Raw genomic sequence first — 14,751 nt, forward strand, 5'->3', positions numbered from 1 at the left:
GGGTGATGGTCAGTTGTTAGTTGGTAATAGTTTTAACAAAATTCTTTTCCCTTCACCCTTCACCCTTCACCCTTCACCCTTCAATTATTTCCCCAAATAGGCTTCTAAAACTTTGGCGTCGTGCTGAATTTCTGCGGGAACACCGTCAGCCAAATTTCTACCTTCCGCGAGTACCCAGACACGATCGCACAACGACATGATCACATCCATATTGTGTTCAATAATCAAAAAAGTCATACCTTGTTGATTCCATTTGACGATGCGATCGCAAATTTCATCAATTAGTCTCGGATTCACGCCTGCTGCTGGTTCATCTAACAAAATTAACTTGGGATTAGTCATCAACGCTCGTCCCATTTCCAACAACTTGCGTTGTCCACCAGATAACCCACCAGCGTAATCATCGGCTTTATGGGCTAAACCCACTGATTCTAATATGGCTAGCGCCTGTTGTTCGAGCTGCTTTTCTTCTTTAGTTACTATATGGGGTTGAAATTGCAACTGCCAAAAATTTTCGCCAGTTTGCTTTTGCGCTGCTAGTAGCATATTTTCCAACACCGACAACTTAGAGAGGGCGCGCGCTACCTGAAATGTCCGTACTAAACCCTGTTGAGCAATTTGATAGGATGGTAAGTTCTGAATCGGTTCACCATCAAAAACGACTTTTCCTTGATCGGGACGGATGAAGTTAGAAAGTAAGTTAAATAAAGTTGTCTTACCAGCACCATTGGGGCCGATTAAACCTGTAATACTACCTGTTGCAACTTGAATTTCAGCATTATCGACAGCTCTAATACCGCCAAAGCTTTTGCACAGTCCACTAGCAGCTAATAAGGGAACCTGGGAAGAATTATTATTTACCAAGGGTAAGTTCCTCCTTTTTACCTAAAATACCTTGAGGACGCCAAATCATCAGCACCATCAAAATTAGTCCTATGATCATGATGCGAAATGCGCCCAATTGATCGGAGGTAAGGTTAGTAAAAATCCGGGGTAGGTATTCACGAGTCAGAGTGTCGTAAGCAAAGTAAATTACTGCCCCTAAAATTGTACCAATATTATTACCAGAACCTCCTAGAATCACCATAATCCAAGCATCAAAAGTTAGCTGTGGTTGGAAATTATCAGTATAAATAGCACTGAGTTGCCAAGCAAAGAAAGCCCCAGCAACACCAGCGATCGCACCACCTAACATCAAAGATTGTAACTTGTACCAAAAAACGTTTTTGCCTAAAGCTTTGGGAACTTCTTCATCTTCACGGATAGCTTTGAGGACTCGACCCCAAGGCGATCGTACCAAAACTTCCAAACGCCAGAAAACAAAAGCAAGTGTCATCAGCGACAACAGCATCAAACCTGCTTTTGGGTTGTAATTGTATAAGCCAATCACCCCCGAAATATAAATTGCTGCTGACAACAATCCCAGTAAACTTGCTACTACTAGACGTGATATATATTCTTGTTTGTTACCTGTCCGTTTCGCTGTATCTGTCGGACGAGTCCAACGCCACAACCAATAGAAAGTTACCCCAGCAACCAAAGTCAACACACCAATCATCACCAGTTTGACAAACAAATTTGGTTGTAAATTTACAAACGGGATTGGATAACTTTGTACACCAAACGCACCAGAAATCCAAGCGTCACCTACAGGTAAATCTTGGTTATTGAGTATCAGACGAACTAGTTCGCCCACACCAATAGTGACGATCGCCAAATAATCTTCTCGCAAACGCAGAGTCGAAAAACCGATTAACAAACCCAACAAAGCCGCAACAGCACTTCCAATTACAGCCGCTAGCAGTATAGGGACACCCTTAAGGCTTAATAATACAGTCGTATAGGCTCCCAGCGTCATAAATGCCACATGACCAAAGTTAATTAAGCCTGTAAAACCCCACTGTAAATTAAGTCCGAGACCGAACAAAGCAAAAATAGAAGTAGAAATTGCTAAAAAAATCAGATATTCAGCCATATTTTGTTATTTGTCATTCGTCATTTGTCATTTGTCATGAATCAGTTAACAGTTTAATTTGATAACTGATAACTGATAACTGACAAGTCTCCCTTCCCTGAAATTGATTTGGAAGTCCCTTATGGGAACACTATATCTTGATTGTTCCGGGTAGAAGATATTATGAACTTGCTGCGAATCAGAATTCATCATTTAATTGAACAGCTAGCCGACGAAGAATTAGAAAAAGTTTGGAACGCTGTCTACAACTTACATTGTGATTTTTATATGCACAAAGCTATACAAGATGTCAAGCGATCGCAGCAACCTTGGGACACCTTAACCCATGAAGAAGCTGTACAACTATTAACTTTTTCATAATTGTTACTTGTTGGTAGTTGGTGGTGGCTGTGGCTACTTGTCACCAATGTCCCATGCCCAATGTCCCATGCCCAATGCCCAATGCCCAATGCCCAAAATGGAAGTACGCTATGCACGGTCTTTTTTAGTAGACCTCAAAAATTTAGAACCTGCTGCCTACCAACTGGTATATGATTTTGCTTTGATTGAGTTTGCAGATAAAAAACAACTGCATGACTTGCCAGATTTGCGGCAGGTCGATAAAGAGGGTATTTTTTACCGCTTAAGTCTGGGTAATTACTTAGTTGGCATAGAAATAAGAGGTGAAATTGTGAAATTTCTGCGAGTCATACCAATGCCGGATGTATAGTGCTGAGGCCACGTGAAGACTTAAAACTGTATAAGAGGGACAAAGCTTGGCTCTATCCTTAGCTTAAACTTGTTTTTGAAAATCACTTTACTTGAGATTTCCTTATGGACGCTACGGCACTTTGGCAACGATACCAGAAATGGCTATATTTCCATGAAGGACTGGGGTTTTTCCTAGATGTAAGCCGGATGCGGTTTGATGACGCCTTTGTGGAGAGGTTGCAGCCAAAGTTTGAGAAGGCTTTTGCGGATATGGCGGAACTTGAGAAAGGAGCGATCGCCAACCCTGACGAAAACCGCATGGTTGGACATTACTGGTTGCGAAATCCTGATTTGGCTCCTACTCCGGAACTGACACAAGAAATCGTCAGCACCATAGAGCAAATTGATGTATTCGCCGAAAAAGTCCACACAGGTGCAATTCATCCTCCAAAAGCACCCCGTTTCACTGATATTATTTCGATTGGTATTGGTGGTTCTGCCCTTGGACCGCAGTTCGTTGCTGAAGCTTTAGCTTCAGACTTTCCACCACTGGCGATCCACTTTATTGACAACTCCGATCCCGCAGGTATTGATCGGGTTTTAACTCAGGTGCGAAACCGCCTCACCAGCACTTTGGTTTTGGTGATTTCCAAATCTGGAGGCACACCGGAACCTCGTAATGGCATGACGGAAGTCAAAAAAGCCTACGCTGGACACAATTTGGATTTTGCTAATTATGCGATCGCCATTACCATGCCCGGTAGTAAGCTGGATGAACAAGCAAAATCTGAAGGCTGGTTAGCGAGATTTCCCATGTTTGATTGGGTAGGTGGACGCACTTCGGAATTATCTGCTGTGGGTTTATTACCAGGTGCGTTGCAGGGAATTGATATCCGCGCCATGCTCGAAGGTGCGAAAGAAATGGATGACGCTACCCGCGTTCCGGATCTCAAAAATAACCCAGCCGCACTATTAGCACTGTCTTGGTATTATGCTGGCAACGGCAAGGGCGAAAAAGACATGGTTGTCCTACCTTATAAAGACAGCCTACTTTTGTTTAGCCGCTATTTGCAACAGCTGGTGATGGAATCCCTGGGTAAGGAAAAAGATAAGACAGGCAATATTGTTCATCAGGGTATTGCAGTCTACGGTAATAAAGGTTCCACTGATCAACACGCATACGTCCAGCAGTTGCGCGAAGGTGTACCAAATTTCTTTGCTACCCTCATTGAAGTTTTAGAAGATCGTCAAAATCCATCTCCAGAAATCGAACCAGGAATCACATCAGGCGATTACCTTTCTGGTTTTTTGCAAGGAACCAGAGAAGCACTGTATGAAAAACACCGTGATTCAGTTACAGTCACCATCCCCCAAGTTAATTCTCGTACTGTTGGGGCCTTGATTGCTTTATATGAGCGTGCAGTTGGTTTATATGCCAGCTTGATCAACATTAACGCCTACCATCAACCAGGGGTAGAAGCTGGTAAAAAAGCTGCTGCTGAAATTCTAGAATTGCAAAAAAAAGTAGTAGCAGTTTTGCAACAGGAAAAAACACCTTTAAGTTTGGAGCAAATAAGCCAAAAAGTAGGTGCTACAGACAAAATAGAGTCAATTTACATGATTTTGCGACATCTCCACGCCAATAACCGTGGTGTGGTGTTAGAAGGTAATCTTGGCCAACCCGACAGTTTGAAGTTTTCCATCGGCGGATAGATTTATAGGGGATTGGGGATCGGGGAGCGGGGATCAGGGATCAGGGATCGGGGATCGGGAAAAGACTTGTTAAATAATTCTCCCTTCCCTTGTCCCCCTTGTCTCCCTTCCCCGATCCCCAATCCCCACTCCCCATTAAATTTGCAAACTCTCCCGAATATTTTGCACAATCTCCTCTGGCGATAGTGAAATATCTACATATAGAGCATCTGTCGGTTCCTCAAGAGTATCAAACTGACTTTTTAGCAATTTTTCCGACATAAAATGATTGTGTCGCTCTTGCAGGCGTTTGTTGATCAATGCAAATGAACCATGCAAGTAGACTAACTTAATGCGCTGATCACCAATGAAAAAATACTGGCGGTAGCTAGTTTTGAGTGCAGAACACGCCAGTACTACATTCTGATTTTCTTCTAACCATTTTTTAATTGCTGCTTGGATATCTTGCAGCCAAGGTAAGCGATCGCCATCATCTAGAGGTATACCACGCTGCATTTTATCGATATTTTGAGGCGAATGGAAATTATCAGCATCGCTAAATTTCCAGTCCAAAGAATCTGCCAATAGTTTACCGATGGTGCTTTTACCGGAACCGGAAACACCCATAACGAGAATAATCATTTATGATTTGTTTTCTTTTGGTACAAATGTACTTATACTATTAAAAACGAGGGTGAGGGTATAAGGGTGTGGGGTGTAGGGGAGGTAGTTGATTTGTAAGTATTATTATTTGGTTCTTAATTCGCTCTACCCCCCTATACCCTTATCCCCCTACACCCCTACCCCTATTTCTTGGTACATGCCTAAATCACAAAAGAAAGAAGAAATTCTCTCTCTCCTGTCTCAAATACAAGAAAATCCTACCACTGAAGAAGCGATCGCTATCTTGCGTCAACGTAGACGCCAAGAATGCGATCGCTGCCTTAAGCATTTATCAAAATGATTTGGAACTCTGGAAACGAGTTTGTCAGTCGGTTGAGCAAAGAGGAGATATTAGCCTACTGCAAGAAATAAGTTCGTAGTAAGGACTTTAGTCCTCAAGAAAGGACTAAAGTCCTTACTACAAACCTTTTGTTATTTACTTACATATGTACGAGTATAGTTCTGCACATAATCAGGTAGAGTAATACCCGACTGCAAACGAGAATCTGGAATTGGTGCTGCTGCTTTTTGTTCCAATGGCAACACACCAGCCCATACAGGCAAATTGTAATCTGCTTCGTCATCAAGTGGCGGCCCTGTTCGTACCTTTGCTGATGCTTCATCCAGTGGCAGAGATAATACTAAAGTTCCTTGTAGTTCCGGGCGACTGGGCGGGCGCACCTCTACCCATCGTCCCGATATGACATGTTCAGTAAAAGCGTGTAGTGCTACTAGCTTTTCTTCAGGACTTTCTACAATTGCTGCTGTGCCAAATATTACTACTGATCTATAGTTCATCGAGTGGTGAAAAGCAGATCGCGCCAGCACTAATCCATCAAGTAGGGTGACAGTAACGCAGACTTCGATGACATTTTGGAGCGATCGCAACATCCTACTTGCAGGAGAACCATGAATGTAAAGTTTGTCTCCTACTCTGCCATAAGCTGTAGGAATCACAAATGGTTGACCATCCACAGCAAAACCAACATGACACACCAAACCTTCATCTAAAATGTCATAGATAACTTGACGTTCGTAATGTCCACGTTGGGGAACGCGCCTGATTTTAGTGCGTTGCGTCACAGGCAAAACGTTTTCACTGCTATTACTCATGATCAAAAACTTGTTTCAATAGGGTATATTGTCAGCTTAATTGTGCAAGTGGTCTACTACAAGAGCCACTTTTGTGTTGTAATATCAGTCCACTTGGATATTACACGAAATTTAAGAGTATGGATTTAGCGATCGCACTCGACAGTAGTATGAATGTGCCATTACATCAACAGTTATACGAGGAAATACGTAAAGCAATTCTCAACGGACGCCTGCTACCCAATCAGCGCATTCCATCGACGCGAAAGCTCTCCAAATCATTGGGTATTTCTCGTACTACTGTTACTACTTGCTATGAGCAACTCTTCAGTGAAGGCTATATCAGAACTATTGTTGGTTCTGGCACATATGTCTGCGCCCAACTCCCGGAGGATCTGTTGCATTCTGCCCCGATTGAGTCAGTGCAAAAGTCTGCTTCTGGTCAAAGCTCGCTGTCTCAGTATGCCGCCAGTTTGAGCGAAAATGATGTGTCGATAAATACAGAATCCGAAGCCCCGATTAACTTCCGCTATGGACGGCCTGCTTTTGAATTATTTCCGATGCAGTTGTGGCGAAAATTACTGTCTCGTCACTGTCGCCGTGATTGTCATTGGTTAGATTATGCGACAGACGCGTTGGGATATCAACCGCTAAGGGAAGCGATCGCTCGTTATTTGTCCCAGTCACGTGCAGTCCAATGCGAATCTGAGCAGGTGATGATTACTAATGGCACTCAGCAAGCATTATATTTGGTGATGCGCTTGTTAATCAATCTTGGTGATGCTGTTGCTTTGGAAGATCCTGGTTATTTGAGCGCACGTCGTATCTTTTTAACCCAAGGTGCAAAGCTTCTACCAGTACCTGTGGATGAGTCAGGTTTGATAGTTAGGAAGTTAGGGAGCTATAGGGATGAACACATTAAGCTTATTTACGTCACTCCTTCTCACCAGTTTCCCACAGGAGCAATATTGTCTCTGTCTCGGCGACTAGAGTTACTAGCTTGGGCGCATTCTCATGGAGCAATGATTATTGAGGATGATTATGACAGTGAATATCGCTATGGTGACAGACCGATTCCAGCTCTACAAGGCTTGGATAAAAGCGACTGTGTGCTGTATGTAGGTACTTTTTCCAAGGTACTGTTTCCTTCACTGCGGATTGGTTACTTGGTCTTACCCAAAAGTTTAGTATCAATATTTGCCCGTGCTAAGTGGTTGAGTGATAGACATTTACCATTGTTAGAGCAGTATGTTTTAACTGATTTTATTAAAGAAGGACATTTAGAAAGACATATTAGAAAAATGCGTAAACACTATGATCAGTGTCGTCAAGTTTTAGTACAAGCCTTAAGCGATCGCTTTGGAGAACGAGTTACAATTTTAGGCGAGAAGGCTGGGCTGCATTTAATGGTGAAACTACAGACGCAACTTACGGATGAGGAGATTATTGAAGGTGCTGCGTCCTTGGGTGTGGGGATGATGTCTGCTCAATCCCAATATCTCAAAGGGAATAGCACAGGCGAATTTATTTTTGGTTACTCGGAATTGACACAGCAACAAATCCAAGAAGGAATTTGCAGATTAGCTAAAGTGATTGTTGCATAGTTCATTTCTATTAATCATGAGAATGGTTGTTCGGAAAAAGGTAGGCGATCGCAGCCCAACCAGATAAAGTTAGTAAACTCACGAGAAATACAGCTAGAAAAATAATATGCATATTTAATCAACATGAATATTTTGTATGACAAGACTTCGACTTTAATTTTCAAATATAAAATTTTCTCAAATCCATATTCTTAAGGCACTTATCAACCAATTAATTCTAGTTAAAAATAATTGTAGATGTAGATAAGGCTTTGCTATAGCTTCATAAAACCTACATGTTTTCCCTTTTATAATGAAATAATCTTTAATTATTTATAAACTATCAATTTGATATGAACTAGTTATGACTGTTTTGTGTCAATTTCTTGTATTTAATTAATATTAGCTAAGGTGCAGCTTCGCAAAATTTTAAAGGATAAAAAAACCTTTACCCTTTAACCGAAGCGTATTGAACTTAGATACGTGAATATTTAAAATTTAGCCTCAGCCAACGCAGTCAACGCAACCAAAATATTGAATTTTGAATTGTTTTGTCCCCTTTCCCTTATCTCCCTTATCTCCCTTATCCCCGATCGCCAATCCCCAATCCCCGATCCCCGGATAAAAGTAGGCAGAAACGAAAGATGCTTCCAACTCCAAGTTCACTTTCTACTTCCATGTAGCCGCCTTGTAGTTCTACTAAGCGGCGGGAGATGGTTAAACCGATACCAGTACCACCGGAGTGGCGATCGCGAGATTTGTCCGCTCGCCAAAAGCGTTCAAATATATGGGGTAAATCTTCTGGTGATATACCCATACCTGTGTCAATCACTGCTATCCAGAGTTTTGAGTCATCAATCCAAGCTTGGATAGTAATTGTGCCTTGATTTGTGTAGCGTACTGCATTACCAACTAAATTTACTAACACCTGTTCTGTGCGATCAATATCTGCTAAGACAAGAGGTAGCTCGGCTGGACACTTCAGTTGCAGAATCGGCCCATCTTCGAGCAATTGATCAGCAAACCTAGTTACTAATGACTCTAATAAGGAACGTATATTTACAAGTTTGATGTGAATTGGTAAATAACCAGCTTCTGCTTTAGAAAGTTCTTGTAAATCATTGACTAATCGCTCTAAGCGCTTAGTTTCTCTCACTAACCGTAGATAAATTTCTGGAGAAGGCTCTATACTTCCATCAGCTAGTTCCTCTAAGTAACCACGTACTACCGTCAGAGGTGTCCGCAATTCGTGAGTCATATCTCCAATTAATTCCCGTCGGCGCGTTTCTACTCCTTCTAAGCTTGCGGCCATACGGTTGAAACTAGTCCCCAATCTATTGAGTTCTGGAATGTCTGACATCGGTAGTCGAGCATTCAGTCTACCTGTAGCAAACTCTTGAGTGACTTTTTCCATCTGAGTCAACCCTTGCATAATGCGCCTAGAAACCCAGAAACTCAAACCTCCTGCTGCTGTACCACCAACAATTACTGACCAGACAGTACTGCGTCTCCAAGCGCCTTCAAATCCATCAACTAATTCTGTGCGGATATGAAATAATCTGTAACCTCGTTTTTCTAATTGCTCTAAATGTAGGACAAAAAAACGCGGAGAAGAAAGCTTGCTGATGATTACAAGGGCTAGTACCCCTACAATCATCACTACTAAGTGGGAGAAAAATAAGCGAGTTGCCAAAGGTAAAGACTTTGTCGATCGCCAACCCTTGTTAATCATGTTAAAACTTCACACTACATTAGGGTCTTCAAATTTGTAACCTACGCCTACAACAGTTTTAACAAAAGTGGGGTTAGCAGGATCTGGTTCTATTTTTTTCCGCAACCGCGCTACATGAGTATCTACCACCCGTTCGTCACCATAAAAGTTATCACCCCAAAGCTTGTCAATTAGCTGGGTGCGGTTCCAAACTCGACCAGGACTGCTAACAAAAGTACTCAACAAATTAAATTCTAGAGTTGTCAACTCCAAAATTTCTGATGGCTGAGAATCTATCTGGCGACTGATAGTACGCTGTTCTACATCTACTGTAAAATGTTGCGTACGATAAATTTGATGTTGACCCCCGCCCCGCAAACTACGCCGCAAAAGAGCGCGGACTCTAGCAACTAACTCTCTAGGGCTAAAAGGTTTAACCATATAATCATCAGCGCCAGTAGATAAGCCAATGACTCGGTCTATTTCCTCGCCTTTGGCTGTCAGCATCAATATATATGGGTCTTTTATCCCTGGTTTTTGGCGAATTCTGGCACAAACTTCTAGTCCATCCAAGCCAGGAATCATTAAATCTAGAATGATTAAGTCTGGTGTTTGCTCTTGAAACATCCGCAAAGCAGTATTTCCATCGCGACAAGTACGACAGACAAATCCTTCTTTTTCTAGAGAGTGTTGGATCAACTGAGCAATTTCTGGTTCATCCTCAACGATTAAAATATCCATTTGAGTTAGAGACGAGTAAAATGCACATAACAAATTAAGAGCAGTTTACTCCACAAAATATCTACTGCTCTGGCAAGATACCAGTATAGATGAGAATGAATTGATCAGGAAATTGTCTACTGTAGGCTGGTGTTGGATAAGGGACGGTAGTTATAAGCAGAATTAGGGTCTTTTTGGATATGTTGTTTGATTGTGTCCAAATCAATGAAGCAGTCAGCAACATCGATTAAGCTATCACTAGTCATTGAGCGGACGCTGACAATTTCTACTCGTACTCCTTTATAGGCGATCGCATTCACAGCATAGGCTAAGTCTCCATCCCCACTCACTAACACCGCAGTATCGTAATAGGGGACTAAATTGATCATATCTACCGCCATTTCTACATCTAGATTGGCTTTTTTAGAACCATCTGGAAATTGGACTAATTCTTTGGTAACTACACGATAACCATTGCGACGCATCCATAACAGAAAACCTTGCTGTTTTTCATTATTGCGATCGACACCTGTGTAGAAGAATGCACGCAATAGTTTTGCACCTTGTGTTAAACAATAAAGTAATTTGGCATAGTCGATTTCAATTCCCAGTTGTAAAGCCGTATAAAATAGACTGGAACCATCAATAAAAATAGCCACACGACCACGATTTGTTTGGCTGAAAATGCCTGTATCTACTGAAGAATCTGGTATTGTTAAATCTTCAGTTTCAATACTGGTGTCCATCATATTCTCTCCGTGCCATTGTGGTCTTTGTTTCAGTAATGTGTATGGATTTGTCTGTTTGCTAAAAGAAGTAAAATTCATTGATACCTCTAGATTTTAAATCTGGAAAGTTTTTCCTTGGAATTCGTCAATAGAAAAACTTTATTCATTTCTAACTGTGACAGCACAGCATATTTGTTCATATTTAGACTCCGCATCAATATCTGCTCTCTTTGAAAGCAGCGTACTCTTTGAGGAGAGAATCAAGTCAGCCATCAGCACATAATCCTATTTTAACTAGGCTATGAAACTTCGCTTCATAGCATTATCTATCTGATGAAAATAAATGGCTGACATTACAATAAATTAATGTCAAGCCTTGTAGTTAAATATGCAACAAATGAATATTAATATATTGTTATATTTTTACATTTCCTGGACAACAGCAATCTAAAAACTTACTTATACTCCAAACTTTTTAGAGAAAGTTTTTCAACAATATAATATGCATTTGTCAAAATTAGTGTTGGAACTATCATCTTGCACTAGAGCAATCCGATTTGACTTGTGAACTTACTCGTTGAGGCTCTTAACAGGGAACAGGGAAGAGGAAGGTAAATGTGTAAGTAAGACAGCGTAAATAATCAAAGGTTTGTAGTAAGGACTTTAGTCCTCAAGAAAGGACTAAAGTCCTTACTACGAACTTATTTAAATAATGTTACGTTACTTAAAAAGAATGTTTCACAAATAATATAGGACTGCTATAAAAATAGAATTATGGCAGCACTGAGGTAAGTTTTGACTTTCAAAATAGCAGAAATATCAAAACTATTCTTTTTTAAATTTCTATAATACTCAATTTCATTGATGGTATATTGTTATTTAATTAACATTGTTATAAAAATAAAAATAAATTATTGTAATGATATATATTTTGAAGTTTTATAACCATTTCTGAAGATAAATCGAAAATAGATAGTTTGAAAATGGGTGTAAGGGTGGGTGTAAGGGTGTAGAGGCTTGTACCGATGATTCAGGCAGGATTTTACCACTATTGCCTATTGCAAGAGTGCCTATTACCTATTACCTATTACACTGTTTTGATTTTGCTTTCATTTTCTGCTGAATTTTTGGTGGAATACCTAATCTAGAATTCGCATAAAGTCTGTCAAATTCTCGCTGGTAATGAGCAGCAACAATGGGATTTTTAATTACTAAAAGTGTCTCATCATTCCCATTATTGGCTGCTCTTGTCCAGTTGTGAGAACCTGTAATTACTGTCTTATGATCAATAATGGCAAATTTGTGATGCAATAAATCACCTTTTGCTAAAACAGGTACACCTACGGAAGTAATGGGATCTTTCCAAGGATGATTATCAAGTTGATTTTGACATTTTTCACTCAGAGCTACGCCCATCATATCTAATGCTTCGCTGTAGGGACGATAGGCAAATCCTGACTCAATTAAAGCGCGAATTTTCACATTGTTGTTGTGGCGAATTTCAAGTATATTTGCCAAACGCTGTTCCGAGAAGACAAATAATGCCATATCTATAGATTGACTAGCTGAACTTAAGGTGTTTCCAATCAAGCCATTACTGGTTTGCAGCCAAGGTTGTGTGGGAGAGTTAGGTGAAAATTTGACTGTGATTTGATTATCACCTAAGATAATTTGGTGATAATTTTGTAGAAGTTTTTGTAAACCAAACTTACTGTCTAATTTACCTGCGACTCCATCACCCCACATCAAGTTAAATTCTTTTGTAAATAAATCTGCTAATTCAGGACTGTCAATTTTTAATAAGTTATTAGCATTACCCAAACTATTAGTATTAGTAAAATCACCATGTATATCACTCATGGTAAAATTTGCGGAGGTAACGATCACAAAACGATTGTCCACAACGACAAATTTATGATGCATCAAACTGCTACCTTGAGAACCATCAGACTGATCATCAATTAAAGGTATTTTTGCTTGATTTAAAATTACCAAAGCATCTGTTTTTTTGATTTCCTCTCCACTCAGTTTTCCATCTTTATTACTATCTGCAAATAACCGAAAATCTTGATAGCGTTGCTGTTCTCTTTTCTCTAATTTCTTCACCTCGTTAACAGTAAAACTACTCCAAGGACGACTATAACGATTTTCTACAATAACTCTGACTTTCACCCCCGATTTTTGTTTATCTACAACTGCTTGCGCTATCTTAGGTAAACGTAATTCTTGGACTGCTACATCAATTGTTGATTTTGCTTGAGAAATAGTCTCAACAATTAATTTTTCTAAATCATCTCCTTGATGAATTTGGTGACGATAAGGTTCTAAATATTGAGAAGACTGAGAATGGTTGAAATAAACTTGTACAAATGGATCTTGTGGTAGTGCTTCTAAACGCTTACTGTCAGAATGGACTTGTTTACAAGCAGATAAGATTAGTATTACTGAAAAGATAGAAGACAAACGCCATTGGATAGAGAAAAAAGACACAGTGGTTTGATAAAAGTTTACTTAGCTGAACAAATTTATAATTCCCCAACTGTAGGGTTATTAAACGCACAGTTGGGAAATTATCAACGAACTTTTCACCTTGACTTCTGTAAGAAGCCTACGATATTAGCTGAAAATAGAAACAGCCCGTTTCCCAGTGTATTGACTGGAGAGTCTATGCAAATTTATTTAGATTACAGTGCTACTACGCCTACTCGCCAAGAAGCGATCGCAACAATGCAAACAGTCCTCACTCAACAGTGGGGTAATCCCTCTAGCTTGCATGAGTGGGGACAACGGGCAGCAACTGTATTAGAACAGGCTAGAATGCAGGTAGCTGGACTTATAAATGCATCTGCGGAATCAATTATTTTTACTTCTGGTGGTACAGAAGCAGATAATCTGGCAATTATGGGTGTTGCCCGTTTGTATCGCCAACCCCAGCATATAATTATCTCTAGTGTTGAACATTCCGCTATTTCTGAACCTGCGCGGTTATTAGAACAATCGGGTTGGGAAGTAACTCGCCTCTGTGTAAATCATCAAGGTAAAGTTAACCCTCTAGACTTAAAAGCAGCATTGCAAGACAACACTGTATTAGTATCAATAATTTACGGACAAAGTGAAGTTGGTACAGTTCAACCAATCGCCGAATTGGGAAAGATTGCCCGTAGTGTTGGTGTATTATTCCACACAGACGCAGTTCAACTAGCAGGGCGCTTACCTCTGAATGTGCAGAATTTGCCTGTGGATTTACTGAGTATTTCTAGTCATAAAATTTATGGTCCCCAAGGTGCAGGGGCGTTGTATGTACGTCCGGGTGTAGAATTGGTTCCCATATTGGGTGGTGGAGGACAAGAACAGCGATCGCGTTCCGGTACACAAGCAGTACCCGTAATTGCTGGATTTGGTGTCGCTGCTGAATTAGCAGCCCAAGAAATGGCGACAGAAACACCTAGATTGATGCAGTTACGCGATCGCTTATTTTCCCAGTTAACAGATGTCCCCGGTTTAATACCCACAGGTGATTTAGTTGATCGTCTCCCCCACCACGTCAGCTTTTGTTTAGAACACGCCGATGGTGAAAAAGTTAGTGGTAGAAGTTTAGTACGAGAATTAAACCGCGCCGGAATTGGAGTCAGTGCAGGGGCTGCTTGTAATAGTGGTAAACTCAGCCCTAGCCCAATTTTGTTAGCAATGGGTTATTCAGAAAAAGCTGCTTTCGCCAGTGTACGAATGACGCTGGGACGAGACACCATCGAAGCAGATGTAGATTGGGTGGCGATGGTATTTAAGCAGGTTTTGCAGCGACTATCACAGACGCGATTATACTCTTACGAGAAGCCGCTCTTACGAGCGTCTACGCGTCTGTACAATAGTCATTTGTGATTGGTAATGAAATAATTA

Annotated in this window: 14 protein-coding genes; 6 read left to right on the top strand and 8 right to left on the bottom strand. The window is 40.6% G+C overall.

Annotation, left to right across the window (positions count from 1 at the left end):
- Positions 1–84: 84 nt before the first annotated feature.
- Both ACE1AT_RS11345 and ACE1AT_RS11350 read right to left on the bottom strand, forming a co-directional pair.
- A complete protein-coding gene (locus tag ACE1AT_RS11345) occupies positions 85–864 on the bottom strand; it encodes an ABC transporter ATP-binding protein (protein WP_374868282.1) in 780 nt (259 codons plus the stop codon).
- Positions 854–1,975: a branched-chain amino acid ABC transporter permease gene (locus ACE1AT_RS11350; RefSeq protein ID WP_374868284.1), complete on the bottom strand. Its 1,122-nt coding sequence runs from the start codon at positions 1,973–1,975 to the stop codon at positions 854–856. The genes ACE1AT_RS11345 and ACE1AT_RS11350 overlap by 11 nt, the downstream gene beginning before the upstream one ends.
- Before the next feature lie 162 nt (positions 1,976–2,137).
- On the opposite strand from ACE1AT_RS11350, the gene ACE1AT_RS11355 reads away from it, so the two are divergent.
- From ACE1AT_RS11355 to ACE1AT_RS11365, 3 genes are all read left to right on the top strand, one after another.
- Positions 2,138–2,335 carry a hypothetical protein gene (locus ACE1AT_RS11355; protein WP_096675056.1) on the top strand — a complete coding sequence of 66 codons (198 nt, stop codon included), beginning with the start codon at positions 2,138–2,140 and terminating at the stop codon, positions 2,333–2,335.
- 97 nt (positions 2,336–2,432) lie between these two features.
- Positions 2,433–2,684 carry a cytotoxic translational repressor of toxin-antitoxin stability system gene (locus tag ACE1AT_RS11360; protein ID WP_374868342.1) on the top strand — a complete coding sequence of 84 codons (252 nt, stop codon included), beginning with the start codon at positions 2,433–2,435 and terminating at the stop codon, positions 2,682–2,684.
- 104 nt (positions 2,685–2,788) lie between these two features.
- Complete coding sequence (locus tag ACE1AT_RS11365; protein ID WP_374868286.1) at positions 2,789–4,378, top strand: glucose-6-phosphate isomerase; 1,590 nt, start codon at positions 2,789–2,791, stop codon at positions 4,376–4,378.
- A 135-nt stretch (positions 4,379–4,513) separates the two neighbouring features.
- On the opposite strand, the gene ACE1AT_RS11370 is transcribed toward ACE1AT_RS11365, so the two are convergent.
- Positions 4,514–4,999 carry a gluconokinase gene (locus tag ACE1AT_RS11370; RefSeq protein WP_374868288.1) on the bottom strand — a complete coding sequence of 162 codons (486 nt, stop codon included), beginning with the start codon at positions 4,997–4,999 and terminating at the stop codon, positions 4,514–4,516.
- Between the two features lie 178 nt (positions 5,000–5,177).
- Here ACE1AT_RS11370 and ACE1AT_RS11375 point away from each other — a divergent pair, with 178 nt between their 5' ends.
- Positions 5,178–5,321 carry a hypothetical protein gene (locus tag ACE1AT_RS11375; protein ID WP_374868290.1) on the top strand — a complete coding sequence of 48 codons (144 nt, stop codon included), beginning with the start codon at positions 5,178–5,180 and terminating at the stop codon, positions 5,319–5,321.
- Positions 5,322–5,452: 131 nt separating this feature from the next.
- Here the strand turns inward: ACE1AT_RS11375 and ACE1AT_RS11380 are convergent, their stop codons facing one another.
- Positions 5,453–6,133: a pyridoxamine 5'-phosphate oxidase family protein gene (locus ACE1AT_RS11380; RefSeq protein ID WP_374868292.1), complete on the bottom strand. Its 681-nt coding sequence runs from the start codon at positions 6,131–6,133 to the stop codon at positions 5,453–5,455.
- 119 nt (positions 6,134–6,252) lie between these two features.
- Here ACE1AT_RS11380 and ACE1AT_RS11385 point away from each other — a divergent pair, with 119 nt between their 5' ends.
- On the top strand, positions 6,253–7,716 hold the full coding sequence (locus tag ACE1AT_RS11385) for a PLP-dependent aminotransferase family protein (RefSeq protein WP_374868294.1): 1,464 nt from the start codon (positions 6,253–6,255) through the stop codon (positions 7,714–7,716).
- Between the two features lie 562 nt (positions 7,717–8,278).
- On the opposite strand, the gene ACE1AT_RS11390 is transcribed toward ACE1AT_RS11385, so the two are convergent.
- The 4 genes from ACE1AT_RS11390 to ACE1AT_RS11405 form a co-directional block, all read right to left on the bottom strand.
- Positions 8,279–9,427, bottom strand: coding sequence for a sensor histidine kinase (locus ACE1AT_RS11390; RefSeq protein WP_374868296.1), 1,149 nt, complete (start codon positions 9,425–9,427; stop codon positions 8,279–8,281).
- Positions 9,428–9,436: 9 nt separating this feature from the next.
- On the bottom strand, positions 9,437–10,147 hold the full coding sequence (locus tag ACE1AT_RS11395) for a response regulator transcription factor (RefSeq protein WP_374868298.1): 711 nt from the start codon (positions 10,145–10,147) through the stop codon (positions 9,437–9,439).
- A 116-nt stretch (positions 10,148–10,263) separates the two neighbouring features.
- Positions 10,264–10,953 (bottom strand): NYN domain-containing protein, encoded by a 690-nt coding sequence (locus ACE1AT_RS11400; protein ID WP_374868300.1) that lies wholly within the window; start codon positions 10,951–10,953, stop codon positions 10,264–10,266.
- A gap of 981 nt (positions 10,954–11,934) precedes the next feature.
- On the bottom strand, positions 11,935–13,344 hold the full coding sequence (locus ACE1AT_RS11405) for a phospholipase D-like domain-containing protein (RefSeq protein WP_374868302.1): 1,410 nt from the start codon (positions 13,342–13,344) through the stop codon (positions 11,935–11,937).
- A 177-nt stretch (positions 13,345–13,521) separates the two neighbouring features.
- Here ACE1AT_RS11405 and ACE1AT_RS11410 point away from each other — a divergent pair, with 177 nt between their 5' ends.
- The gene (locus ACE1AT_RS11410) at positions 13,522–14,733 is read left to right on the top strand and encodes a cysteine desulfurase family protein (RefSeq protein WP_374868304.1); all 1,212 of its coding nucleotides are present in this window, start codon (positions 13,522–13,524) and stop codon (positions 14,731–14,733) included.
- Positions 14,734–14,751 lie beyond the last annotated feature (18 nt).

Origin of the sequence: Pelatocladus sp. BLCC-F211, assembly GCF_041928655.1 — a bacterium.
GTDB lineage: Bacteria > Cyanobacteriota > Cyanobacteriia > Cyanobacteriales > Nostocaceae > Pelatocladus.

Excerpts from the sequence above, each read along its gene's own strand:
- ACE1AT_RS11370 (WP_374868288.1), bottom strand. The coding sequence starts at position 4,999 with ATGATTATTCTCGTTATGGGTGTTTCCGGTTCCGGTAAAAGCACCATC.
- ACE1AT_RS11400 (WP_374868300.1), bottom strand. The coding sequence starts at position 10,953 with ATGAATTTTACTTCTTTTAGCAAACAGACAAATCCATACACATTACTG.
- ACE1AT_RS11360 (WP_374868342.1), top strand. The coding sequence starts at position 2,433 with ATGGAAGTACGCTATGCACGGTCTTTTTTAGTAGACCTCAAAAATTTA.
- ACE1AT_RS11365 (WP_374868286.1), top strand. The coding sequence starts at position 2,789 with ATGGACGCTACGGCACTTTGGCAACGATACCAGAAATGGCTATATTTC.
- ACE1AT_RS11395 (WP_374868298.1), bottom strand. The coding sequence starts at position 10,147 with ATGGATATTTTAATCGTTGAGGATGAACCAGAAATTGCTCAGTTGATC.
- ACE1AT_RS11375 (WP_374868290.1), top strand. The coding sequence starts at position 5,178 with ATGCCTAAATCACAAAAGAAAGAAGAAATTCTCTCTCTCCTGTCTCAA.
- ACE1AT_RS11355 (WP_096675056.1), top strand. The coding sequence starts at position 2,138 with ATGAACTTGCTGCGAATCAGAATTCATCATTTAATTGAACAGCTAGCC.
- ACE1AT_RS11380 (WP_374868292.1), bottom strand. The coding sequence starts at position 6,133 with ATGAGTAATAGCAGTGAAAACGTTTTGCCTGTGACGCAACGCACTAAA.
- ACE1AT_RS11350 (WP_374868284.1), bottom strand. The coding sequence starts at position 1,975 with ATGGCTGAATATCTGATTTTTTTAGCAATTTCTACTTCTATTTTTGCT.
- ACE1AT_RS11410 (WP_374868304.1), top strand. The coding sequence starts at position 13,522 with ATGCAAATTTATTTAGATTACAGTGCTACTACGCCTACTCGCCAAGAA.
- ACE1AT_RS11390 (WP_374868296.1), bottom strand. The coding sequence starts at position 9,427 with ATGATTAACAAGGGTTGGCGATCGACAAAGTCTTTACCTTTGGCAACT.
- ACE1AT_RS11385 (WP_374868294.1), top strand. The coding sequence starts at position 6,253 with ATGGATTTAGCGATCGCACTCGACAGTAGTATGAATGTGCCATTACAT.